A 24,355-nucleotide genomic window follows, 5' to 3' on the forward strand; every position below is an offset into this window, starting at 1 on the left:
TCGGCGCGGTTTAAGACGCGAAGGATGCGACAGCTGCGAAGGAATGGACAGGAGCTCGATCGCCATCCACGCGTCGGCGCGGGGATGCCGACGCCTCGCTTAGGTGATTTCCGGGAAAGCATCGACCAACATGTAGGGGCGACTTTAGTCGCCCGGTAAGCATTGGCAACACGCACGGCCGGGATGATCATTCCCGGAAATCGCCTTAGCTGGTTGTCCCGAGCAGGACCCCCCTGGTGCGTAGATCCTCCATCAATCCGGCTCCGAAGGCGATGACCTGATCCGGATTCGGATGGCCGAGCTCTGTTGCGATCCGGAGGAGCACCTCGCGCCCGGTCTGCGGGGTCTCCTCTTCCAGCAAGATCAACAGTCGCTGCGTCACGGCGTTGATCTCGAGAAAGGCGATCGCGTCGTCCGGCGTACGATAGACCACCAGATGGGTCGGCTCCGGCGACGGTGCATCCGGTTGGCAATCCGGCCCGATGCGATGGACCGGGAAGCGATAGCTGAGATTCCAGGCCAGCGGCGAGACCACCGGGCGGCCCTCGAGCAGGTCGCCGGTCGGATCGATGCAGGACCGATCCGGCTCGGCATCGCTGATCTGCAGCGCCAGCTCGACCCATTCATAGTGTGCCAGCTCCAGGAGGAAGGGCGGATCCCGCGGATCGTCCGCGCGAGCCGTCTGCAGGAAGTCGAGAAACTCCTGTCCCAGCTCCAGAAAGAGCGGCGTCTTGGCGCGATGACGGACGAAGAAGTCCCGGATCAGGTCATCCCAGTGCGCGCCGGGCAAGATCCGGTGAATCACCGGGAAGTTGCCCGCGAGCAAGGCCGAGACGTTGTTGAACACCAGCTCGCGATAGATCGCCATCCGGCGATCCTCGACATCCTCTGGACCGGGGACCTGCGTCGGATCGCGCAGATGCGCGGCGAAGGCGCGCTGGCGTTGGATGAAATCCGTTTGGTTGAGATCGGAATGCTCACGCATGGGCCGCGCTCCGCACCGATCTCGCCGCATGGGCCTCTTGGATCTGTTTGATCCGATCGACCTCGCGAACCAGCTCATCCAACGGCGGGATATTGAAGTCGCGCTCCAGGAGCGTCGGGAAGACCCCGAAGCGGGCATAAGCCAGATCCAGAAGCTCCCACACCGGGTCGATGACGTCCGCGCCGTGGGTGTCGACCCGCAGATCCTCGGCCTCCACGTAGTGGCCGGCGATGTGGCCGTAGCGAATCCGCTCCCCCGGCAGGGCGGCCAGGAAGGCGCGCGGGTCATAGCCGTGGTTGACGGCGTTGACATGGATGTTGTTCACGTCGAGCAGCAGGTCGCAGTCGGCCTCGGTCAGCACGGCCTTGATGAACTCGATCTCGGACATCGCTTGCCCCGGCGCGCCGTAGTAGGAGACGTTCTCCAGGGCGATGCGTCGCTCCAGGATCTCCTGCACCTGACGGACACGTCCGGCAACATGCCGCACGGCCTCCTCGGTGAAGGGGATGGGCAGGAGGTCGTAGAGGTGGCCGTCGTCGGAGCAGTAGCTCAGATGCTCCGTGTAGGCGCGGATCCCGTGCTCGTCCAGGAACGCCTTGATCTGCCGCACGAAGTGCAGGTCGAGCGGGGTCGGGGCGCCGATCGAGAGCGAGAGTCCGTGACAGACGAAGGGATGGCGCTCGGTCAGCGCGCGCAGACGACGCGCGTTCACGCCGCCCATGCCGATCCAGTTCTCGGGGGCGATTTCGTAGAAGTCGACCTCCTCGGGAGGCCGCTCGGCCAAGGCGCCCAAGAAGGAGCGCCGAAGGCCGAGGCCGGCGCCGTGAACGGGGTAGGGTTCTGGAGTCATGCTGTCTGAGGGCTCCGATTCGAATTGTGATACCGATCAAGACCGCGTTAGGAGGCGTACTTTCAGCCCGCTGTCCGAGTGGGCAGACGGTTTCCATGAGATCCAACAATAATCGTATCGGTACCGGCTTGATCAAGACCGCATCGACGCCCGGCGGCAGATGTCCGCTCGTGCCGATGCCGTGGCGGCCGTTGCAGATCGCCACCAGAGCGGCGGGGTGATCCGCACGCAGCGCCTTCGCGAGCATCACCCCGTCGCCGTCGGGCAGATCCGCATCCACCAAGGCCAAGTCGAAGCCGGCCGCGGCGGCGATCGTGCGCGCGGCGGCGCAGGTCCGGGCAAGCCTGGCACAGGCGCCGTGCTCCTCGAAGGTCCAGGTCAGCATGCGGCCCAGGGCGCGATCGTCTTCGACCAGCAGGACACGCGGCCGGCGACCGCGACACGCGGTGAATCGGTCGACGGCATCGGCGGCGCTCATCCCCGTTCCCCCAAGCACGCGCGCAGCTTTTGGCGCGCCCGAAAGAGGCGCGTCCCCACGCCGGCCGAGGTCAGGCCGAGTCGATCCGCGATCTCCTGCTGCGATAGGCCGTGAAGCACCTGCAGGACGAGCGGCTCACGATACTCGACGGGCAGCTCCCGGATGGCGCGGCGCAGGACGAATGCCTCGGTGGAGGTGTCGTAGGTCACATGGCTGTCGGGAAGCTCCTCGGTCGGGATGTCCGAGACCTGTCCCTGGACCCTCTGGAAGCGGCGGGCGTTCTCGCGCCGGACGATCGTGAAGAGCCAGCCCTTCAAGGCGTCGCGGTTCTGCAGCCTGTCCAACGAGCGCCAGGCCCGCAACAGGGTGTCCTGCACCAAATCCTCGGCGGTGTGGAGGTTGCCCGAGAGTCTGTAGGCATAGCGGTGCAGATCCCGCCCGTAGGTCTGCACCAGCGCGGCGAAACCGAATGTCTCGGGTGTTGGCTGGGGCAGGGCGGTTTCGGAGAGTGTGGTATTCATGGCGATGTCCCGGCGATGGAGTGGAGTCGCCGAAACACTGCCATTTGTCGTGCCATTCTCTATCTATGAGAAATATATAATTTTTTTTAGAGTACCCCGAATTCGCTTGAACGAAGCGTTGTAACGAATCGTGACGACGCCCGGCCCCGTCGCGCGTCCCGTCACGATTCGTCGCATCTGCCCGACGCACGCCCCCCGCAGGTGCGCTCCTCACGCCGCGGCGCGAAAGAGACCGATCCCGATGCGGGTCCTATCCCCCGAGAACCCCCGAGAACCGCCGACAAGACCCGTCAAACCCGCGAGGTGAGCCTCTCATGTTGTCCGTTCACACGAAACCGTCGCGAATCCCGCTCGCACTCCTGTTGATCGTCGCAACCGCAGCGGTCATGGCCGAGAACGCCTTCGATCTGCGCGGCAGCCTGGTGCCGGCCGATGAGATCCATGCCGGCGGCCCGCCGCGCGACGGCATTCCGGCCCTGACGGATCCCGCATTCATCCCCGCCACGCAGGCCAATTTCCTGGCACCCGAGGACCGGATACTCGGTCTGAATCTGAGCGGCGAGGCGCGCGCCTATCCCATCGGCATCCTCAACTGGCACGAGATCGTCAACGACCGTATCGGCGAGAGGGCGGTCGCCGTCACCTATTGCCCGCTGTGCGGGACCGGCGTCGCCTTCGACGCCCTGCACGCGGGCGGGCGCCTGGAATTCGGGGTCTCGGGTCTGCTCTACAACAGCGACGTCCTGCTCTACGACCGCGGCACCGAGTCGCTCTGGAGCCAGATCAAGAAGCAGGCGGTCACCGGTCCGATGAAGGGCCAACGTCTGAGCGCCTTGCCCATGACCGACACCACCTGGCGCGCCTGGCGTGAAGCCCATCCGAGGACCCTCGTGCTCTCGACCGACACCGGGCACTCACGCGACTACAGTCGCGATCCCTACGGCGGCTATGCGCAGGAGCGCGGACTCTACTTCCCCGTCAGCGCGAGCTCCAAACGCTATCACCCCAAGGAACGCGTGCTGGGCCTCGAGATCGAGGGCACATTCAAGGCCTATCCCTTCGCCGAGCTCTCCAAACACGGCGGGGGCGAGATTCGCGATCGGGTCAACGGCCGCGATCTCCTCGTGCGCTTCGATCCGGTCAACGAAAGCGCGACCGCCTACGACGACAAAGGGTATCAACTGCCCGCCATCACGGGCTTTTGGTTCGCCTGGTACGCTTTCCATCCGCAGACCGAGATCTTTACCGCGGCTCGCCGGCCTTGACCCTGCGCCGCGGCTTGCCCGACAGCCCGCCAAACCCAACCGAACCCAACCCAACGCGATGAGGACCGCCCCATGATCACGCTCGCACGCCGACTCCAAGGCTTGCTCGACACCACCCGCGCACTGGATTTTCTGGCCCCGCTGGCCCTGCGGCTCTATCTGGCACCGGTCTTCTGGATGGCCGGGACCAAGAAGTTCGCCGACTTCGACAGCACCGTGCAATGGTTCGGCAACCCCGACTGGGGCCTGGGTCTGCCGTTCCCGGCGCTCTTGGCCTTCCTCGCCGCCGGCACCGAGGTCCTGGGTGCAATCCTGCTGGTCATCGGCCTGGGCGTGCGTTGGATCTCGCTCCCGCTGATGATCACGATGGTCGTCGCCGCCGTGACCGTGCATTGGCAGAACGGCTGGCTCGCCATCGCCGAGGGGACCGGATCACTGTTTGCGAGCGATCGCACGATCGGCGCCATCGAGCGCCTCGACCGCGCCAAGGACATCCTGCGCGAGCACGGCAATTACAGCTGGCTGACGGAGAACGGCAGCCTGGTGATCCTGAACAACGGCATCGAGTTCGCCGCGACCTACTTCATCATGCTGCTCGCGCTCTTCTTCATCGGTGCCGGGCGCTATCTGAGCGTCGACTTCTGGTTGGCGCGTCGCTTCGCCGGGGCGGCGCCCGAACGGCTCGTCGGAGCAAGCTTCGGGGGCAGACGGGCAGCCGCCACGCCGCGGCGCGCATGACCGATTAAAACGTGTATTCGATGCCGAGCTCGACGGAGTACGCGTCGCTGGGCGCTTCACCGAACGCCTTGCCGGGCATGAAGTATCCGAGCTGGGCGCGCATGCGGAGTTGGGGCAACTCGTGATAGCCGAGGATCAGATCGACCTCTTGGCCGATATCCCGGCTCTCGCCGTCGGCCCGCGCGCGGATCCGCGCCCCGCGAAGCCGGCCCTCGGCGGCTTCGGCCTGGTGATAGCGGTGATAAACCAGATCGATGGAGCTGCGCCGGCTGGGTCGTATGCCGAATCCAACCGTGGCGATCGATAGATTGCTCAGCTCAGGGTCCAGGGTTTCACCGTAGTACCGAAAATTCTCCACGCCATTGAAACGGTACATGTTGTCTTGCAGTCCCGTCTGACGAAAATTCCGGTCGTTCCCGTCGTCTGCGTCGGAATCACCGCTGCCGAACGCATAGCCCAAAGTGATGGCCGGGGTCCAGGCGGTGTCGAAGCGATAGGTTGCGCCCAAATCGAAACCCTGGCCACGGAGTCGGGTCGACTCCTCCCGACCCCGCACTTGAGCGAGCACGAACCAATAATCCAAGGCATCCGTTACCCAGCCATGGCCCTGCGCGCCTAGGAATACGGGGTTGTTCGCATCGTCCGAACGGTCGTCGAAGACCAGGTAAAAGGCTTCGACGTTATGTTTCGCCGCCGGCTCGAATCGGGCGAGGAGAAAGTAATGGTTGACCCGACCCGGCTCGCGCTTTTCCAGCAGGTTATCGGTGACGACATTTTCCCGGGTCGCAGAGGCTTCCAGCACAAGCCCGCCAAGTTCGAGGAAGCTCCTTAGCCCATCCAGTTCGGCGTCGTAGAGCCACTCCCGACGATCCTCGAACTCTTGCCGACCGGCGCGCAATCCGGCGCGATCCCAGAGGTCATCGATATCGAGGTAAAGCTCCTTGAGGTCGAGCGCAGATTCATCCTGCTCCGGCGATCGATCCTGTCCTTGATCCAGGATGAACCGCCTTTCCGCATCGAGACTTAGAAAGCCCGAGACGCGATCGCCGAATCGATAGCGGATGTCCATCGATAGCTCGGGCTTGAAAACCGTCAGATCGTCCGCCGTTGCCGCATCGAGATCGCGGTTGCTCAATCGCTCGTAGCGATTCTCCAATGTGGTCTCTATTTCAAATCGCCCCCGAAACAGCCCCTGATCCGACTCGGCAGATACCGGAGCGACTGCCAGCGCCATCAACATGACGCAACCCGAGAACCGTTCGGCGGCGAGTACACAGATCCGGGAAGCGCGCCACTCCCGCCACGCGGGCGATGCCATGGCAGGGTCCATGACGGCTCAGCGCGCCGCGATGCCGAGCCGCTGCTCGCATAGATCGAGCAGGGCGGGTGTCCAGTCACAACGCCCGGGGATGCGGGTGCTGATGGCGATATGCCGGACCAGCGTCAGCGTGGCGTAGGCTCGAACCGCGGCGCGGGACCCCACGCCCACGAGCCGGACGAAGGCTTCTTCCAGGGTCTGTTCGAGATCGACCAGCGCCTTGGGGTCATGACGGGTCCGCAGGCTGAACTCAGTGACATGGCCGATGAAATTGCCCATATCCAGCGCCGGATCGGCCTCGCAATAGAGGTCGAGGTCGATCAGATGCAACCATTCTCCATCGACAAGCAGATTGTCCGGATAGAAATCCCGGTGGCTCGGAGCAAACCGACCGGGCGCGATGGTAGCGCCCAACCGCTCGCTCGCCGCCAGCACGCGCCCAATTCGGACCGCCCATGCCGGATGCGTCTCGATCACGCCGCCAAGCTGCCGGCGCAGAATGACAAGCTCGTCGGCCAGGGTGTGACGACGACCGGCAGGAACACCGCGACGCTGCAATTTGTGGAGCGCGCCGGCGATCCGCACCGCCAGCGCGGAACCCTTTGGGCCGGTCAGGGGCTCCGTCACCGGTTGGCCGGAGATGCGACGTTGCAGCCACATGGCCAGATCCGGCAGCACGCCGAGCGGTTCGGGCACACCGATCCGGTCCTCGCTCGACGGGCCAAATCCGTTCCGCCACAAGGCGTCCTGAACCGCGTGGCTGCGGCGGTCCAGCCCTTTGGCCCGGACCTTGCCGAGTACGGTCAATCGCGTCGCGCTGCCATTCGGTTCGGGATAGGTCAGTGCGTATTCGATCAGGCAGCGTCGTCCCGGTTTGTGACGGCGCACGTGGATCGCCCGCAATTGGATGGGGTCATCGACGTTGGCGAGCGCGCGGCCAACGGACAGACAGTCCTGAAGACGCCGCGCCATGTACGCGGGTTGCAGCGCCAGTCGCAGCATCGGCATGGCTGGATCGCCGAGGGCGCCGGGCGGATCGTTGACGACGATGCTCATCGATCGCTGCTGCTAACCGTTGCCTCATGAACAGGCTGGTGGTGCCGGGCGTGATCCCTGAGGCGTTGTGCGGCGTGTCGCATGACCTGCTCGATTTGCGTCGGCCAATCGGCGTGCCGTGCGCGGAAGCAGTGGGGCGCGAGTCGCAGCAATCCGGCGGCGACATGTAAATCGATGTGGTACGGTTGCCGGCATTGCGCCTGACGACAGTAGCCGTCGTTCAGTGCCTCGGCGATCCCCTCGGTATTGCCGGCGGGGAGCGCGCCGCAGACCTCGTTCCATTCCAACCACGCGAGATAGGTTCCGAAATCGGCGGCCGGGTCTCCCAGGCGCATTTGGTCGTAGTCGATGATGCCGATGCCGTGGTCAGACACCAACACCTGTTCGGCAGAGAAATCGCTGTGGATGGGCCGCTGGTCGCCGGGTTCCGCCAACAGTTCCGCGGCGATCCGTGCCGCCAGTCGCCGCGCCCGTCGGGTCAGCTCCGGGGAAAGCCAAGCGACAGCGTTGGCGGCGGCCAGCACCGCCATGGCCCCGTCTTCAGGGGCCGACCGGGCGAGACAGCCGGGCGCTTGCCGGTGGATTTCGGCGAGCGCCGCACCGACCGCGCGGTGGTGCTGCACCGAGCCATCGGCCCCACGCAGGACATCGCTCAAGGGTTCGCCGGCCAGCCACTGACTGACGATGAACCTTCGACCCTTGGAGCGCCCGAGCGGTCGGGAGACGATCAGGGGCTCCCCGACCGTCCAGGCCTGGACGACCTTGGCGGCCCGCCACGCGTTTTCGAAGTCATGCGGGTCATAGACCTTCACCAGGGCTTCGGTGCGCTCGGTCGCCGTCAACTTGCCCACGTAGCGGCGTTCGGGCTTATAGCGCAGGGTGTCCAGGCGAGCCCCCCACAGAGCGGGGTCGTCGGGTAACCGCTTGCGCAACCATCGCGCGCGCCTCGCTGCCGATGCCAGGTCGGACAGCCCGACCAGATTCCTGTCGGTGGGGAACTGCCATGCCGCGACGCATTGGTCGTCGAGCAGCCAAGGCGCGGAGGCGCTTCCCTCGGATGGGCCTTGTGCCGTGGCGACACGGACTTGGGCGTACTCCCCGGCGGTGTAAGCCTTTGCGTGCCATCGCACCGGGCCGTCCGGGGTTTGGCCGAGGTAGCCCGCCAGACAGCGGACGCCCGGCTTGTAGCTCAGATACGTGGTGGCGAGCGCCTCCAACCGATGGTGTGGCCATGCGTCGCGAAATGCGCTCAGCGCGCGCTGCTCGTCCAACAGCAGCGCCAGTCCCACCAGGTTGCGATCCCGGGCGACGACTCGACGGTCAGGACTCGATAGCATTGGCGGCCTCCGGAACGCGTCTCGGGCTGGACTGTTTGGCGCGTGTCCGAAACAGGGCGGCATAGCGGCCACCCCGGCGGAGCAATTCGGTATGGACGCCCGCTTCGAGAATCTTGCCGGCCTCCAGGTAGACGATTCGATCGGCACGCGCCGCCAGGTCGAGATCGTGAGTGATCATCAGTACGGTACGCCCCCGGGACAGGTTTTCCAGGGCTTCGGTCACCACCCGCTCGTTGTCGCGGTCGAGCCCGGTGGTGGGCTCGTCGAGGATGAGGATCGGACTGCGGCCGAGCGCCGCCCGGGCAATGGCGATGCGTTGCCGCTGGCCGCTCGAAAGGGTCACGCCGCGTTCGCCCAGCACGGTGTCGTAGCCATTCGGCAGAGCGCTGATGAAGGTATCGGCGTTGGCCAGGCGCGCGGCGCCCTCGATCGCCTGGAGGCTGGCGTCAGGCGCCCCATAGCCGATGTTGTCCCGTACGCTGGCCGCGAATAACAGGCTGTCGGGCAGCACGATACTGATCTGGGCGCGCAGGGAATCGAGCCGATACTCGCGAATATCGACGCCATCGATGAGCACGCGCCCGTCGCGAGGATCATGCAGGCGCAGCAACAGGCTGACCAGCGTGGATTTCCCCATCCCGGAGGGTCCAACGACCGCAATCCGCTCGCCTGGCGCAACTTGCAGGTCGATCTGCTGCAAGACCGGTCGGTCCGGTTCATAAGCGAAGCTGACCCGATCGAATTGCACGGCCCCGACGAACGGCGGCGCGGGCCGGGCATGCGGCAGGTCCCGAACGTCAGCGGTCTGTTCCAGCAGATCGACGATCCGCTCCCCGGCGGCGGTGGCCTTGGCCAACCGACCCGTGTACTTCGCGAACTCGCGTACCGGGCGGAAGGTGTGCTTGAGATAAGTGAGAAAGACGATCAGATCGCCCGGCGTCAGCACCCCGGCCAGCACCAGTCGGGCGCCGAACCACAGCACCAGCGCGGAGGACAGGCCGATCAGCACATCGACGGTGCGCTCCAGTCCCGCCGCGAGTCGCTTGGCCTTGACTCCCTCCTTCAGGCTTTTCCTGCTCTCGCTGGTGAAGGCCTTCTCGAAGGTCTTCTCCAACGACAGGGCCTGGATGTCGCGAATCGCTGTCATGGATTCCGCGGCGGTCGATGCCATCGCGCCCTCGCGCTGGCGTTGCTTGCGGCTGACCGCTTGAATTCGCCGCCCCACCTTGACACTGGTCAGCCAGAGCAACGGCAACGGCAACAAGGCGATCAGCGCCAGTCCCCAGTTCAGCCACAACATGATGCCCACCATGCCGGCAAGCATCAGCACATTGGCCAGCAGCGGCAGGATCGCCGTCACCGTGGTCTCCTTCAGCATCCCGATATCGCCGATGATCCGAATGGTCAGATCGCCGGTCTTGGCCTTGTGGTGAAACGCCAACGACAGCCGCTGCAGATGGCGATACAGATCCTCGCGAACCTCGGTCAACACCTTATTGCCAACCAATGCGAAGGCGACGGTGCTGAGGTACGATCCCACCGCGCGCGCGGCGACGATCAACAGCATCGCGAGCGCCGCATAGGTCAGCAGCGTCATGGGTTCCAGGCCGTCGACCCAGGCCCAGCCCGACGCGCCACCGGCGGGCGCATCCACCACCACGCGGTCGATCACGAATTTCAGCGGCCAGGGTTCCAGCAGTCGGGCACCGATTCCGGCGAACAGGGCGAGCATGGCCCCGGCGATCAGCAGGCCGTGCTTGCGGAGGTAGGGCCAAAACCGGCGCAGGATGCGGCCCAGGCCGGGCAGCGCCTCGGGCAGACTGGCGGGGCGTTTTCGGCGCGTCATGGCAGTCTTTCCGACCGGTCGCTGACGCGGGACGATCCGTGCCCTGCCAGCCCGAGGATTCGCGCGACGACCGCATCCCAACAGTGTCCGGACAGCACACGGGCGCGTGCCGCATCGCCCAGGCACCGACGCAAGGGGGCGTCGTCGCGCAAACGCGCCAGCGCCGCCGCCACCGCGGCGGGATCGTCGGGAGGGCAAAGCAGCCCCGTGACTTCAGGTTGAACGATCTGGTCCAGATCGCCGATGCGACTGGCCACCACCGGCAGGGCGGCCGCCATGTACTCGTAGACCTTCAGCGGTGAGAAATAGAAATCCGGTAACTCGGGATAGGGCGCGAGGCCGACGTCCATCGCCGCCAGATGGTCCGGTACCTGGTTTGGGGCAACCGCCCCGGTCAGGCGCACGGCGAATCCGATCCGCCTGGCTGCGATGGCGGCCTCGATCCTCCGACGTTCCGGGCCCTCGCCGACGATCAGGAGCCGGCAATCCGGATCGCGGGCGTGCAGTCGGGCGAAGGCGTCCACGAGCACGTCGAGTCCGTGCCAGGGTTTGAGCGTACCGACGAAGCCGACGGTGAACGAACCGTCCTTCCGCGACGCTGGGCGATGCGCGAAGCGCGCGGCCGGGAAACGTGCTGGATCGACGCCGTTGGGGATCACGTGAACCCGCGTTTCGAGGCCGGGGCGGGTCGCCAGGTAGGCGGCAACACCGGTGGAGACCGCCACCAGCGCATGGGCGGCGGCGAACACGCGCGCGGCCACCTGTTCGGCGGCGTCGCGATGCACGAGGGTGCGATGCCGCGCCTGCTCCTCGATCAGCGGGGCGTTGACCTCGAGGAGGCCCGGCGCACCCACGGCGCGCGCGTAATCCATGCCGGCATGACTCCACAACGCGTAGCGCTCGTAGATCAGGTCGAAGGGTCCGCGCGCAGCCAATGCCGCGCGCAGCGCCCGGTTGGCACTGAGCGCTGCGCGCTCGCGGACGACCGGCTCGCCGGGGGGCAGCGCGGGGAGCGGGTGAACGGAAATCCCGCACAGGTCGGCAGGGGGCTCGCCGCCCAGCCGCGTGGCAAACAGCGCGACGTCGGCCCCGGCGCGCCGCAGCGCCCGGACGACCTCCTGCACATGAATAGAGGATCCTTTGGCGCCGAATACCGGCACACCCGGATCGGCGCAGACGTAGGCGACCCGCACCATGTCAGGCCTCCTCGCGCCGATCGGCGGTGGCGTCGTGAGCCGCCATGAACCATTCCCGTAACTGCTCGGCGTTGCGACGGATATCGAAGTCCTGCTCGATCAGGCGCCGGGCGCGGGTCGCGAGATCGACCCGCAGGTCGACATCGTCCAGCAGGCGCTCCAGGGCGGCGGCCAGGGTCCGTGGATCGCGCTGCGGCACGCAGAGACCCGTATCACCATCGCGGACCAGTTCGGGGATGCCCGTCACGTCGGTGGCGACACAGGGGACCCCGAGGGCCATCGCCTCCAGCAACACCGTCGGCAGGCCATCGCGGTCGCCGTCCGTACCGATGACGCAGGGCGCGGCGACGAGGGCCGCCTCGCGGAAGGTTCCGATCAGTTCGGCATGGGGCTGCGGCCCCACCAGGCGGACGATGGTGCCGAGATTCAGTTGCGCGATCCGGTCGTTCAGCGTCGCGCGCCCGGTCCCTTCGCCGACGATCCGGCACTGAAACACGACGCCCCGATCCCGCAAAATCGCACAGGCGTCGATCAGACCGTCAAAGCCTTTCTTCTCGACCAGCCGGCCAACGGCCAGGATCTCGCGACTGGTTCGATTCGGCGGCATGAAGGCGAAGCGCGCCAGATCAAGGCCGTTGTAGAGTCGGCTGATCTTGGGCGCCGCGTGGGCGTAGGCCGCTTTGAGATGGCGTTGGTTGTACTCAGTGACGGTGATCACGCGCGCCGCATCGCCAAGCTTCTTGCGCATGAGCGCCGGATCGACGCTGACGTGGTAGATGTCTTTGGCATGCAGCGTCAGCGTATAGGGAACTCGGGCAAACCGTGCGGCCAGGCGGGTCACCGTCGCAGCCACAGTGCCGAAATGGGCGTGAAAATGGGTCACGTGCCGCTCCCGCGCATGCAGGGCGAGGTCGATCGCCTGGAGGAGATCCTCGACAGCGATATCCCCCAACTCGTCGAGGGCCGGCCAGAGATCCGGCAACCCGCGCCGTGCCGCGTTGATCGATGCCCAGAGGCTCGCGGCCTTGTAAACCTTGTCCGGGATGTAGGTCACCGGCGCCCGGACCGCCGCCAGCACATCCTGAAAATGAGTTTCCAGGACCGGGCGCAACGCGAAGATCTCGATTGGGAGCCCGGCCTCCTCGTGTTGCAGGATTTCGTTGACGATGAAGGTTTCCGAATACCGGGGGTACCGCTTCACGACGTACCCGACATGCAAATCCTTAGGCGATGACATGACGAAGTCCTCCCCCCAACCCGCTGGATGGCGCGGGGACGGTTTGAGGAACGGGATCCTGGCCGCCGATCAGTGTCGCGGCCAGCGTGGGCAAGCGCTTGAGCCCATCGCGATCGAGCGGATGGCACAGCACCGGCAGCGGAGCCGTCGCCTCGTGATGAAGCCAGGCCGACAGCGTCCGAGGACTGCACTGTTGTAGAACGATGAAGTCGAGCAGGCCCAGCGCGCGCAGGCGCTCGGCACGGATAGTCTGTTCGAGGCGCGGCCGGTCTCTCGGCACCAGCAGCGCGCGCTTGCCGAGACAGAGGATCTCCTGGACGGTGTTGTAACCCCCCATGGCGATGACGCGCCTGGCCTTGCGCATGAGCCGCATCGGCTCGGAGACGAATTCCAGCACCCTGAAGCGCGGGTTGCCTCGGACCACGCTCAGTAGGTGGTGTCTTTGCACCGCGGGCAGGAAGGGGCCTGTCACGATCACGCCGTACTCATCGGCGGGCAGGTCCGCTCGGGCGAACGCCTGAGTGACCGCTAGACCGTCCTGGCCGCCGCCGACCATGCAGAGCGTGAAGCCCTTTTGCAGTACGTCTTTCGGGAGGTGCTCGAAGGGACCTGCGTCGCCGTTGTCTGGACCCAGTCGAGCCGTTGGGTCGAGGTAGCCGGTAAAGGTGCTTTTCGCGGCCAAATCGGGGGGGAAGGCATATTCCTCGATCGCGTTGTAGACGTTATGATCGCCATAAACCCAGACGGCGTCGTAGTAGTCCCGGATGGCCGCTTCATTGTTCAGGTACCGCCACTGCTTCAGAACCCGCTCCGGCGCGTCGAGAATATCCCGCAGCCCGAGCACGCAGCGGGTTTTTCCCCGATCTTTCATACGATCGAGAACCGGTGTCAGTTCCCCGAGCGCGCCGCGCGGCACGTTATCGACAATGAACAGATCGGGGGCGAAGCTCTTCAGTGCGGCCCCGATGACCTGCGAACGCAGGGCTGCCAAGGAGGTGGTTTCCAGGGAGAGCGAACGCGGCGCGTACTCCCCGTTGCGTTCCTTGCGGTAAGCGGGCAGGGTCAAGCAATCCCCGCCCCGGGGCATCACGAACGCGCCTGCTTCGCGAACCCCCGCGATGAGCAGGGTAGTCGCCTTCAGCGAGGAGTCCGCCAGCGCCCGAGCAATCAACAGGTTCCGCCGGACGTGGCCCAAACCCATGGTGTCGTGCGAGTAGAGCGCGATTTTCGGGGAGCACTGCGGTCGAGTCAGTGTGGTCATGTGGAGCTCGATCCCCCTTGTGTCGCCAATACGCTCGGACGATGTGTCCGGTTTTCATGACATCCGTGTTTCAACAACGGACGCCAAAGCCAGACTATGCGTGCTCTCCAATCGCTCCAAGTTAAAATTCGATGAGAAAGGCTGGTGCTCATGAGGTCATTCGGGTAGGTTTTCCGCAGCCACTCAGGCATCGATCGCAACCGCTCGGGACGGCGGCGAGTGCCGGCGACGTTACTCCGGGAGGTAGGCAGCGAGGCCGATGACCATCACGGCCAAGATACGAATTTTCCAGTGGGCGGCAGTCATCAGCCTGGTTCTGATGGCCGGGGTCGCGGGCTGGACCTTAATGCGTTCGGCCGCGGATCAGAGGCAGATCCAGACTGCCTATGAACGCTACGTCGACATCCTGACGCTTTCCAAGCTCGCCGATCGGTTCTCGGAACAGATTGCCGAATTGATGTTGCTCGGCGAGGAAGCCATGTCCGACTACCAATCGGCGCGTATCGATCTGATGGAGGGCCTAGTCAGACTGGAAACCCAGATGTCCCGGAACGCCACAATCGCCGGAAATGGTCCGATGGCGTACTGCAGCCTTTGTGACCCGCGTCGTCTGACCGATCTTCGCCTCCTGTTCCACAAGATCGAAGCGACAGTCGATCACATTGTGTTGTTGCAGCAGCAGGATCGCCTGCCCGAAGCGATCGAGCTGTTTCGAGGGGAGATCGAAAAGGGGTTCGATTCGGAGGTCGAGCTCTTTCTCGCCGATGCCAGAAGGGACGAACAGCGGGAATTGAGCGAGACCGAGCATCAGGCTGCGTTGATGCGCCAGCGCGTGACCGTGTTCTTCGGGGCTGTCGCGATGTTCATCATTCTCACGACGTTGATTACCGGGGTCCATATCAAGCGCGCGCTCGTGTATCCGATTTCCCGCCTGATTCAGGGCGTGCAGACGATCGGACAAGGCAACCTCGATTATCGGATCACCAATACCGGCACCGACGAGTTATCGCATGTCGCGCGGCAGATCAACGAGATGGCCGCCCAGCTGAAGAATCAGCGTGATCAGTTGCTGAACACCCACGCGTCGCTCGAAGGGCAGGTCCGGCAGCGCACCGAAGAGCTGACCCGGGCGAACCAGCGCCTGTTCGATATCGATCGGCAGCGGCTGCTGTTCCTGGCCGACATCAGCCACGAGTTGCGCACGCCGCTGACCGTCCTGCGCGGCGAGGCGGAGATCGCCTTACGCGACGAACGCAAATCGCAACAGAGCTACCGAGAAGCCCTTGGACTGATTCTCCGTAAAGGCGAGGAGATGAGCCGCCTGGTCGACGACCTCCTGTTCCTGGCTCGGACCGAAGCGGATGCGATGCGCTTCGATAAACAGCGTACCGTCTTGCGGGACATTCTTGAAAGCACGCTTCATGAAGCAGATATTCTGACGCGGTACCAGGACATCGCCATCGACGCGACCTTGCCGAAGGATGAAATCCTGGTCGAGGCCGATCCGCAACGACTCAAGCAGGCCCTGATGGTACTGATCGTCAATGCGATCGAGCATTCGGACAGCGGATCGCACATCACCATCGACGCAAGCGCTTCCGAGGCCGGCGCAACGGTTCGGGTCGAGGACACGGGGCGTGGCATTCCTTGCGAGGATTTACCCTACGTGTTCGACCGTTTCTATCGCGGCAGAAACCCCGATAGTGCCAAGCGGCACACAGGCAGCGGCCTGGGTCTGGCCATCGCCAAATGGATCGTGGAGAAGCACCAGGGTACGCTCAAACTCGACAGCGACACCAACGGCACGGTAGTCACGCTCTCGCTGCCGAGATTAGTCAGATGATCGACGTCCGCATTCTCGTGGTCGAGGATGACACGGATATCGCGGATGTTTTCCAGCGCGGCTTGCAAGCCGAGGGCTATCGTGTCGACACGGTCGCCGGCGGTCGCGACGCCATCACCCGGACGCGCGAGCAGGACTATCGGCTGATTATCCTGGATCTTATATTGCCCGATCTGGACGGCATGGAGGTCTGCCGGATTCTGCGTCACGAACAGTCCCAGGCGCTGATCCTGATGCTGACCGCCCGTGACGGCATGGACGACAAGATTCAGGGCCTACGCCTCGGCGCGGACGACTACCTCACGAAGCCGTTCTCTTTCGAGGAGCTCTTCGCACGGCTTCGAGCATTGCTGAGGCGCGGTCATTACCGGGACATCGAAAAGGTGCTCCGGGTCGGTGACCTCATTCTCGATCAGGCCACCCGCAGAGTGTTCCGGAGCGACCGGGAAATCCCTCTGACCACCCGGGAATTCATGCTGCTCGGATACCTGATGGCGAATGCCGGGAAGATTCTGAGCCGGGCGCAAATTCTGTACTATGTTTGGAAGCAAGACTTCGACCCGCAGACCAATGTCGTCGATGTCTACATCCGTTATCTGAGAAACAAGCTGGGCGATAAACCGGGATCACTCATCAGAACGATCCGGGGAATTGGCTACACGATCGATGATCGTTGAACCTGGATCGGGTCGTGGCGCCCGTCACCCGTCGGGTGACTCATCGGATCAACATGATTGTCAAGCCGTTGGACTTTTTCATGAAGCACGAAGCGGTCAACTGCCGGATCTAGGTTGAGACCGGCGGCGAAGACGCAGATCCGCTCTCAGTCCCGTCGATCGGCAATCCGGCCCGATCGAGCGGCTTGCCGAGATGGGAGAGCTTGCCGCGATGATCATCCTGGATCCGCAATCCGTTGGCGAGCATCAACCTCAGCGGGCAGGCAGCGGCACCTGCAATACCAACGTCTCCGGGGCCAGGCAGATGGCGTCGCTGCACGCCTGCAGACGAAGCTCGAAGGGTAGCCATGCGCTTGGAGCCTCGCTGGGAACGGCCCGCTGTTGCGGTTTCTCCTCAAGCGTTGCCTCGATCCTGACCCGGCCCTGATAGACCGCGAGTGGCTCGCGCTGGAAGCCGAGTCGGAGGATCTCCGGGGTCGGATAGGTGGGCGTTGCCATCCGCCAGTCCGCGGGGTCACCGCGCATGCGCAGGGTCGTCCCGATGAGCGCGTCCTGCAGCGGTCGGTGGGCATTGACGTGCCAGCCCGGTCGCAGGGTCAGATCGATCACCAGGTTCCCGCTGCCGTCGTAGCCGGGGCTGCTGCTGTCGCTGTTTCGGTCGCTGATGCGGGCCTCGGCGCGCACGGCGCCCCGCGCCGCGTATTGCACGGGTCCGGTGTCGCCGTCGCGCAGCAGGTTCAGTGCCGCCAGCAGCGCCGGAAAGGCGCTCGGGGCCTGCGTGACCCGGCCCGATGTGCTCGCCAACAGTCCCGTCGCGTGGCGTTCGTAATCCAGTTCATCGGTGCGCCGAGTCAGCTCCGCCAGCAGCTGCAGGGCCGCCGAGGTGGCGGACGGCATGACCCCGTCGGTGACGTCTTTGGGCCGCGCCATCAGCGGCGTCTCCTCGGTGGCCTCGCCCATGAACAGGCCGCCTGCGATGGGATCGGCAAAGCGCTCCCAGAGCGCATCGGCCATCTCGCGGGCCCGCGTCAACCAGCGCTGCTCTCCCGTGGCGTCATAGAGCGCACCCATGGCCTGTCCGAGAAAGGCGTAATCCTCCAGAAGCCCCGGCTGTGTGGCGCGTCCGTCGAGATAGACCCGGTTGATCCGACCCGGCGCCGGACGCAGCTCGCCCCAGAGCAGCTCCGCGGCACGTTCGGCAGCGCTCAGATAGCGCGGCTCGTCCAAGGCATCGGCGGCCTCGGCGAGTGCAGTGATCATCATGCCGTTCCAGGCGGTGAGGATCTTCTCATCCCGATGCGGATGCGGGCGCTCCTCGCGATGCCGGTAGAGGCGCTGATTGATGGCGTCCAGGCGCTCCCACAGCTCGGCCGGGGTCAAGCCGCGGGCGGCGGCAAACGACTCCGGCGCGCTCGGCAGATGCAGGATGTTCCGCCCCTCGAAGTTGCCCGATTCGGTCACCGCGTAGAGGGCGATGGCAAGCTCGGCGTCTTCGGACGACAGCACGGACCTCAGCTCGTCCGGTGTCCAGAGGAAGAACCGCCCTTCTTCGCCCTCGCTCTCGGCATCGGTGGCGGAGTAGAAGCCGCCCGCCGGGGAGGTCAGATCGCGCAGCACGAAGTCCAGCGTGCGCCGGGCCACGCGTGCCAGCTCCGGGTCGCCGGTCAGACGCCAGGCGGCCAGATAAAGGTGCGCAAGCTGCGCCTGGTCGTAGAGCATCTTCTCGAAGTGGGGCACCAGCCAGTCGTTGTCGATCGCGTAGCGATGGAAGCCGCCGCCGACCTGATCGTGAATGCCGCCGCGCGCCATGCTCTGCAGCGTGAAGACGGCCGCCGTCAGCGCGGCTTGATCGTCTCGGCGCAGCGCCTGGTCGAGCAACAGCGCGAGCCGCGGCTGCTGCGGGAATTTGGGGGCGTCGCCAAACCCGCCCTGCAGCTCGTCATGCCGCTCGAGCAGGCCCGCGACGGCCTGATCGACGATCCGGTCTCTGAGCTCGGCGGCTTGTGCCTCGGCGGCGAGGGCCTCGGCAACGGCACGGGCAATCTCGGCCGCTCGGGCGCGCACCTGTTCCGGTTGTTCTTGCCACTGGGCATTGATGCCTTGCAGCAGTGCGCTGAAATCGTCGGGCGGGAAGTAGGTCCCGGCGACGATGGTCTCGCCCTGCGGTGTGAGGACGCTCGACATGGGCCAGCCGCCGGTGCCGGTGAGCAGTTGCACGGCGGTCATGTACACCTGATCGATGTCGGGGCGGACTTCCCGATCGACCTTGATCGCCACGAAATGCCTGTTCAGCAGAGCGGCGATGGCACTGTCCTCGAAGCTCTCGCGCTCCATCACATGGCACCAGTGGCAGGTCGAGTAACCGATAGAGAGGAACACCGGCTTGTTCTCGCGGCGGGCGCGCTCGAACGCCTCCGGCCCCCAGGGATACCAGTCGACCGGATTGTGTGCATGCTGGATGAGGTAGGGCGAATCCTCCAGAATCAGTCGGTTGGTGTAGCGAGGCTGGCCATCGGGGAGCAGGTGTTCGGTACGCGGGCGATAGTCCGGTCCCTTGGCCGCGAGCGCCGCCGCCAGCCGGCGTTGCAGCTCGGGCGGGTAGGCTGCCAAGACGTCTTCTGCCGCATGCGCGCGGTCGTGAACCTCGGCGCCGACGCCGCCACCTTCGGCGATGGTCAGGTAGAGCAGCAGGGAAAGGCCGACGAGCACGCGGCTCATGAGTGTTCCTCGGGGTGAGGGAGGCTTGAATGCCTGCTGGCTCCGTCGCTGTCGGAAGTGGCTGGAGCCTCACGCAATCAGACCCGGCTACCGCGAAAGCTCCACCTTATCGTAGACCTCGGCCAGCGACAGCTCGGCCTCGACGACGCGCAGCGGGATGGATTCCGACGGATCCTGATAGCTGCTCAGACTCCAGGTCCCGTCCGGCTGTCGGAGGAACAGCTCCGCCTGCATCCGATATTGCGACAGCAGCAGGTAGGCCTGCAGGCTTTGGAGGCTTCGATAATGTCGGAACTTGTCGCCGCGGTCGTAGGCCTCGGTGGAATCCGACAGGACCTCGACAATCAGGATCGGATTGGTGACAACGTCGCGCCGGCCGTCATGGAAGTGGCGCTCGCCACAGATCACCATCACGTCCGGGTAGGTACCTACATCGTCGGCGGCGATATGGACCTTCATGTCGCTCGGGTACACCCGGCAAGGTCGACCCTTGAGCTGGTTGCGCAGCTCTGCGCCGACATTGAGCACGATCAGGTTGTGCTCCTCGGTGCCGCCGGACATTGCAAAGACCTCGCCGTCAACGTATTCGCTGCGTTGGTCGGTCGCGGTCCGCTCGATGGCGAGCCAGTCGTCGAACGAAAGATGCGGTTGAGGTGCGGCGGACATCATGGCCTCCTGTGGATCGTTGCGGCGGATGGTGCTGGCCCGATTATAGACCCGGCAGCGCGCGTTTTGATGCGTGCCGCGGACGCGGACGGCTCCCAATGGGTTGAGGTTAAAACCGGAATCGTCCATCGGGTTATGCGTCCCCGCATCGGGTCGAAGTCCGGTCAGTCTAAGCGGTGCGGGTCGGCAGACCAACGGCAGGCGTCCCCGCAAAGCCGGAATTCCCCGTGCAGCGCCGGGACGCCGCGCTGCTCGACCGCCCGGTCGATGCGCTCGAGCACCGCTTGCATCGCCAGCCCCAGCGGTCCGCTGCGCTCGGGGTCGAGCCCGAGTCGCCTCCAGCTCGCCAGCGCGTGCGCTCGGCCCGTCGCGCCGAGCACTTTGAACCGCGCGAGCAACGCCTCGGTGAGTGCGTCTTCACCCAGACGCCGTCTCAGATCGGCCATCACCTGCCGATCGTCGTCCAGGTCGATGTCCGCCGAGCAGTGCCGGCGCAGCGCCTTCCCGATGAAGCTTGCCGCGGACTCGCCGAGGACATGCCCGGCCAGCAGATCCTCGCGGATCATCTGGCGATCGTCCGGCGTGGGGTCGGCTCCGGTGCGCAGGGCGAGCCGGTCCAAGGCCATCGCCTCGGCGCGGTGTCCGCTGGGCGCGAATCCGCTGATTAGATGATCCAAGGTGTCGTGAACGAGCACCGAGGTCGGCAGGACGCCGCCGGTTTCACGGGTGCTGGCGATGATCTCCGGGGCCGCGAGGTCGGCATCGAGCTTCCAGCCCCGTGCGCCGAACCCGTCCTCCCAGCAGGCCCGATAGCTGACCGGCACGCAGACGACCCCGGCTCCCGTCGCGTCGTCGACCTCGATGCGCAGGCTCGACGGCGGCAAACGGAGCACGTCGCGCAACGCGGAGGATACGTCCTCGGCCTCCGGCCCGAACGCCTGGATCGGTCGCGGTGTCGGTGTGCTCACGCGTTCGGTGGCTCCCAAGCCCGATGGGCAAAAGCCTCGTCCAAGGTCGTCCCGGCGATGTGATTGGTATAGTTCGACAGGGTTTTCATGCCGACGCCGAGCACCACCTCCAGGACCTGTTGCCGGTCGAAGCCCGCGTCGAGAAAGGCCCGTAGCTCCTCCTCGGGCACCCAACCGCGCTGTTCGACCAGGACCCGTGTGAAGCGATTCAATGCGGCGAGCCGCGGGTCCGGGATAGGCCCGTCCTCGCGAATCGCGGCGGTGACCGCCTCGGGGACCTTGCTCATGTCGGCCAGCACGCTGTGGGCGCCCATGCAATAGCCGCAGCCGTTCTCGCGGCTGACCGTGAGCAGGACGACTTGGCGCTCCTGCGGGGTCAGCGAGGTGGTGTCGAAGAGTGCGCCCACCTGCAGATACGCCTCCAGCAGGGCAGGCGCGCTCGCCATCTTGCGGGCCAGGTTGGGGATCATGCCGAACTTGCCTTCGGCGGCGTCGAACGAAGGCAGTGCGGCGGCGGGTGCGCTATGGCGATCGTGATTCGGGAAATCGGTCATGCGGTGTCTCCGTGGGTGGTTGTCGTGATGCTGTTCTTCACATAGGCCGCGACCCGCGCGGCCTTGGTCGGCGGGTGCAGGGCCTTCTGCAGCTTGGGGTTGTGCGTCGTGATCCCGGTCGGACAGGTGTTCTTGTTGCATTTGAGCGCCTGGATGCAGCCCAGCGCGAACATGAAGCCGCGCGCCGAGCAGACGAAGTCCGCGCCGATGCACAAGGCCCAAGCGACATCCGCCGGGGTAATCAGCTTGCCGGAGGCGCACAGCTCGTCGAGCCAACCGTAGGCCCCGATGACCACCTTGAAGCCGACCGGTTTGCCGGTCACCTCGCGGACCCGATGAATGAGATCCAGCAGCTCTTCGGTGTTGCCGACGTCCAGATGACGGTTCGGGCTGATGGCATCCACACCGATCGGAACCCCGCGGATGGCGGCGATCTCCGGGGTGACCTTGGAGCCCGGCAGGATGCCGCCCTTGCCGGGTTTCGCGCCTTGGCTCAACTTGATCTCGAACATCCGGACCTGCGGGTGCGCGGCGACGGCGCGCAGCTGCGTATCGCAGAGGTTGCCCCGAAGGTCGCGAACGCCGTTCTTGGCGGTGCCGATCTGAAACACCAGATCCGCCCCGCTCGCCAGGTGATAAGGCGAGAGTCCGCCTTCGCCGGTATTGAGCCAGCAGCCCGCCTGCGCGGCCCCGGCGCCCATGGCGACGATGGCCGGTCGCGAGATCGCCCCATAGCTCATCGCCGAGATGTTGATCAGCGAGGCGGTGGTGTAGGGCGTGCGCGCCCCGGATCCCAGGGTCACCGGTTGCGGCATTGGCGAAAGAACTCGCCGAGCCAAGCGATCAGGCCGAACGCGAGCAGCGCGGTTGCGGCGAGCGCCCGGGAATCATGCGGAGCCGTCGTGGCCGCTCGGAACGCCCGGCGGATGGCACCGGGTGCGTCTCGACCTCTTCGGCCAAGAGGGTGCGCAGCCTGTCTTCGAACGCGCGTGCACGTGCGCGCTCGGCGGCGCAGGCCGGGCAGCGGGCCGCATGTCGAGCATCCTCGGCATCCTCGCGCGCGGGGTCGACCAGGAGTCGACGACGGAAATCTCGGCAGTTCATCGATCGTGCTCTCTCGGATGCCTGGCGACCGCCGCCGAATCAGGCGCATCGGGCCTTCCCATATCCACAAGACCCGGCGCGCAGGTGATCTCTTGCACGCCGGCGCGGGCGCCCGTACCCTGACCTTCACCCCGGAGACGGCCCTCGACCGCGATGCCCCGACAACTGCTCATCATCGAAGACGATCCGGCCTTGGGCCAGATGCTGGCGATGCATTTCGAGGATGCCGGCTTCGCGGTCGAGGTCGCGCAGTCCTGTCGCTCGGGCCTCGAGCGCGTGCAGGCGGCGCCTGTCGACCTGGTGCTGTTGGATCAACAGCTGCCGGACGGGCAGGGGAGCGACCTGATCGCGTCGCTGCTGAAGGCGCACCCGGATCTGCCCCTGATCATGATGACCGGCCGGCACGACCTGGAGCTGGCGATCGAGGCGATCCAGCGCGGTGCCGCGGACTTCGTGCACAAGCCGATCAAGATCGCCGAGCTGCAGCAGACGGTCGAGCGGTTGCTGCGCCAACGCAAGGCCGCCGAGCAGGCGCCGGCGCGCCTGGAGGCCGGGCCGGGTCCGGCGCGCGACCTGATCGGGCGCAGCGATGCCATGCTGGCGGTGAGCAAAAGCATTGCCTTGAGCGCCCGCAGCTCCGCCACCGTGCTCATCAGCGGCGAATCCGGCACCGGCAAGGAGGTGGTGGCGCGCCTGATCCACCAGCACAGCGGTCGAACCGGCCCCTTCGTGGCCGTCAACTGTGCGGCGATCGTCGAGACCCTGCTCGAGAGCGAGCTGTTCGGTCACGAGAAGGGGTCCTTCACCGGCGCACAGTCACGCAAGGTCGGCAAGTTCGAGCAGGCGAGCGCGGGGACCCTGTTTCTCGACGAGATCGGCGAGCTCGCCCCGACCCTGCAGGCCAAACTGCTGCGCGCCCTGCAGGAGCGCGTCTTCCAACGCGTCGGCGGCACCGAGACGATCGCGACCGACGCCCGCGTGGTCGCCGCGACCAACCGGGATCTCATGGCCGAGGCCGCGGCCGGGCGATTTCGCGAAGACCTGGCCTATCGGCTCAAGGTCATACAGATTCATATGCCGCCGCTGCGCGAACGGCGCGACGACATCCCGCTGCTGGTCGAAGGTCTGCTGACGCGCATCGCCGCGCGTCTGGGCCAAGCGCGACCGCGCATCGCCGAGACGGCCTTGGCGCAACTGAGCCGCCACGACTGGCCCGGCAACGTGCGGGAGTTGGAGAACCGCTTGACGCAAGCCATGGTGCAGGCGCGCACCGGTCTGATCACGGCCGATCTGCTCGAGCTCGACGCTGAACCCACGACCGCTCCAGGCGCGTTCGAGACCGGTGTGCCGGGCAAGCCGCCCGAGAGCCAGGTGCTGCGAACACTCGACGCGGTGGAGGCCGAGCATGTCCAACGGGTCTTGGACCATACCGGCGGACACAAGGGCAAGACCTGCGAGATCCTCGGCATCTCCCGCCCGGCGCTGGATCGCAAGATCGAGAAGTATGGGCTGCGGATGCCCTAGTGGAGCAGCGCAGAGATTCCGAGACCGTCCGAGATCCTTGTCGCTGTCGCTGTCGTTGTCGTTGTCGTTGTCGTTGTCGTTTTCGTAATCGTCGTCGCATCGATGGTCGATTACGAAAACGACAACGACAACGAACGGTCTCGATACATCTGCCGTGCTGCACTAGCCGAGCTGAGCGCGGCGCGTAGGTATCTGGAAATCCGGACAATCTGA

21 protein-coding genes and 1 pseudogene are annotated in these 24,355 nt (G+C 65.5%); 5 read left to right on the forward strand and 17 right to left on the reverse strand.

Going from position 1 to position 24,355, the window contains the following annotated elements; genetic code table 11:
- Window positions 1–205: 205 nt before the first annotated feature.
- The 4 genes and pseudogenes from KFB96_RS04285 to KFB96_RS04300 form a co-directional block, all read right to left on the reverse strand.
- Window positions 206–985, reverse strand: coding sequence for a putative DNA-binding domain-containing protein (locus KFB96_RS04285; protein ID WP_213459301.1), 780 nt, complete (start codon window positions 983–985; stop codon window positions 206–208).
- The gene (locus KFB96_RS04290) at window positions 978–1,835 is read right to left on the reverse strand and encodes a DUF692 domain-containing protein (protein ID WP_213459302.1); all 858 of its coding nucleotides are present in this window, start codon (window positions 1,833–1,835) and stop codon (window positions 978–980) included. The genes KFB96_RS04285 and KFB96_RS04290 overlap by 8 nt, the downstream gene beginning before the upstream one ends.
- Window positions 1,836–1,947: 112 nt before the next feature.
- Window positions 1,948–2,313, reverse strand: a pseudogene (locus KFB96_RS27400) (response regulator); the annotation flags it as partial.
- On the reverse strand, window positions 2,310–2,834 hold the full coding sequence (locus KFB96_RS04300; protein ID WP_213459303.1) for a sigma-70 family RNA polymerase sigma factor: 525 nt from the start codon (window positions 2,832–2,834) through the stop codon (window positions 2,310–2,312). The gene KFB96_RS04300 and the pseudogene KFB96_RS27400, both read right to left, overlap by 4 nt.
- A gap of 314 nt (window positions 2,835–3,148) precedes the next feature.
- Here KFB96_RS04300 and KFB96_RS04305 point away from each other — a divergent pair, with 314 nt between their 5' ends.
- Window positions 3,149–4,099, forward strand: a complete 951-nt coding sequence (locus tag KFB96_RS04305; protein WP_300971286.1) for a DUF3179 domain-containing protein — start codon at window positions 3,149–3,151, stop codon at window positions 4,097–4,099.
- 72 nt (window positions 4,100–4,171) lie between these two features.
- A complete protein-coding gene (locus KFB96_RS04310) occupies window positions 4,172–4,837 on the forward strand; it encodes a DoxX family protein (RefSeq protein ID WP_213459304.1) in 666 nt (221 codons plus the stop codon).
- Window positions 4,838–4,841: 4 nt separating this feature from the next.
- On the opposite strand, the gene KFB96_RS04315 is transcribed toward KFB96_RS04310, so the two are convergent.
- Genes KFB96_RS04315 through KFB96_RS04345 form a run of 7 tightly spaced genes read right to left on the reverse strand, consistent with a single transcriptional unit; the run spans window position 4,842 to window position 14,088 of the window.
- Window positions 4,842–6,155: an alginate export family protein gene (locus tag KFB96_RS04315; protein WP_213459306.1), complete on the reverse strand. Its 1,314-nt coding sequence runs from the start codon at window positions 6,153–6,155 to the stop codon at window positions 4,842–4,844.
- A gap of 18 nt (window positions 6,156–6,173) precedes the next feature.
- The gene (locus KFB96_RS04320; protein WP_213459308.1) at window positions 6,174–7,211 is read right to left on the reverse strand and encodes a phosphotransferase; all 1,038 of its coding nucleotides are present in this window, start codon (window positions 7,209–7,211) and stop codon (window positions 6,174–6,176) included.
- On the reverse strand, window positions 7,208–8,548 hold the full coding sequence (locus tag KFB96_RS04325; RefSeq protein ID WP_213459310.1) for a phosphotransferase: 1,341 nt from the start codon (window positions 8,546–8,548) through the stop codon (window positions 7,208–7,210). Before KFB96_RS04325 ends, KFB96_RS04320 begins: the two co-directional genes overlap by 4 nt.
- Window positions 8,532–10,394: an ABC transporter ATP-binding protein gene (locus tag KFB96_RS04330; protein ID WP_213459312.1), complete on the reverse strand. Its 1,863-nt coding sequence runs from the start codon at window positions 10,392–10,394 to the stop codon at window positions 8,532–8,534. Before KFB96_RS04330 ends, KFB96_RS04325 begins: the two co-directional genes overlap by 17 nt.
- The gene (locus KFB96_RS04335; RefSeq protein WP_213459314.1) at window positions 10,391–11,590 is read right to left on the reverse strand and encodes a glycosyltransferase family 4 protein; all 1,200 of its coding nucleotides are present in this window, start codon (window positions 11,588–11,590) and stop codon (window positions 10,391–10,393) included. The genes KFB96_RS04330 and KFB96_RS04335 overlap by 4 nt, the downstream gene beginning before the upstream one ends.
- Window position 11,591: 1 nt before the next feature.
- Window positions 11,592–12,827: a glycosyltransferase family 4 protein gene (locus KFB96_RS04340; protein ID WP_213459316.1), complete on the reverse strand. Its 1,236-nt coding sequence runs from the start codon at window positions 12,825–12,827 to the stop codon at window positions 11,592–11,594.
- Entirely contained in the window at window positions 12,814–14,088 is a 1,275-nt protein-coding gene (locus tag KFB96_RS04345) for a glycosyltransferase (RefSeq protein WP_213459318.1), read from the reverse strand. Before KFB96_RS04345 ends, KFB96_RS04340 begins: the two co-directional genes overlap by 14 nt.
- A 259-nt stretch (window positions 14,089–14,347) precedes the next feature.
- Here KFB96_RS04345 and KFB96_RS04350 point away from each other — a divergent pair, with 259 nt between their 5' ends.
- A complete protein-coding gene (locus tag KFB96_RS04350) occupies window positions 14,348–15,931 on the forward strand; it encodes an ATP-binding protein (protein ID WP_213459319.1) in 1,584 nt (527 codons plus the stop codon).
- Complete coding sequence (locus tag KFB96_RS04355; RefSeq protein WP_213459320.1) at window positions 15,928–16,608, forward strand: response regulator transcription factor; 681 nt, start codon at window positions 15,928–15,930, stop codon at window positions 16,606–16,608. The genes KFB96_RS04350 and KFB96_RS04355 overlap by 4 nt, the downstream gene beginning before the upstream one ends.
- A gap of 252 nt (window positions 16,609–16,860) precedes the next feature.
- Here the strand turns inward: KFB96_RS04355 and KFB96_RS04360 are convergent, their stop codons facing one another.
- The 6 genes from KFB96_RS04360 to KFB96_RS04385 all read right to left on the reverse strand — a co-directional run bounded on the left by KFB96_RS04360 (window position 16,861) and on the right by KFB96_RS04385 (window position 22,618).
- Window positions 16,861–19,326, reverse strand: a complete 2,466-nt coding sequence (locus KFB96_RS04360) for a DUF255 domain-containing protein (RefSeq protein ID WP_213459321.1) — start codon at window positions 19,324–19,326, stop codon at window positions 16,861–16,863.
- Window positions 19,327–19,413: 87 nt separating this feature from the next.
- A complete protein-coding gene (locus KFB96_RS04365; RefSeq protein WP_213459322.1) occupies window positions 19,414–19,992 on the reverse strand; it encodes a Uma2 family endonuclease in 579 nt (192 codons plus the stop codon).
- Window positions 19,993–20,156: 164 nt separating this feature from the next.
- Window positions 20,157–20,960 (reverse strand): hypothetical protein, encoded by an 804-nt coding sequence (locus KFB96_RS04370; protein WP_213459323.1) that lies wholly within the window; start codon window positions 20,958–20,960, stop codon window positions 20,157–20,159.
- A complete protein-coding gene (locus tag KFB96_RS04375) occupies window positions 20,957–21,514 on the reverse strand; it encodes a carboxymuconolactone decarboxylase family protein (protein WP_213459324.1) in 558 nt (185 codons plus the stop codon). Before KFB96_RS04375 ends, KFB96_RS04370 begins: the two co-directional genes overlap by 4 nt.
- Window positions 21,511–22,329: an FMN-binding glutamate synthase family protein gene (locus tag KFB96_RS04380; RefSeq protein WP_213501749.1), complete on the reverse strand. Its 819-nt coding sequence runs from the start codon at window positions 22,327–22,329 to the stop codon at window positions 21,511–21,513. Before KFB96_RS04380 ends, KFB96_RS04375 begins: the two co-directional genes overlap by 4 nt.
- A gap of 28 nt (window positions 22,330–22,357) precedes the next feature.
- Window positions 22,358–22,618: a hypothetical protein gene (locus tag KFB96_RS04385; RefSeq protein ID WP_213501751.1), complete on the reverse strand. Its 261-nt coding sequence runs from the start codon at window positions 22,616–22,618 to the stop codon at window positions 22,358–22,360.
- A gap of 153 nt (window positions 22,619–22,771) precedes the next feature.
- Here KFB96_RS04385 and KFB96_RS04390 point away from each other — a divergent pair, with 153 nt between their 5' ends.
- Window positions 22,772–24,142: a sigma-54 dependent transcriptional regulator gene (locus KFB96_RS04390; RefSeq protein ID WP_213459326.1), complete on the forward strand. Its 1,371-nt coding sequence runs from the start codon at window positions 22,772–22,774 to the stop codon at window positions 24,140–24,142.
- The last annotated feature ends 213 nt before the right edge of the window (window positions 24,143–24,355 follow it).

The organism is Thiocapsa sp. (genome assembly GCF_018399035.1).
GTDB lineage: Bacteria > Pseudomonadota > Gammaproteobacteria > Chromatiales > Chromatiaceae > Thiocapsa.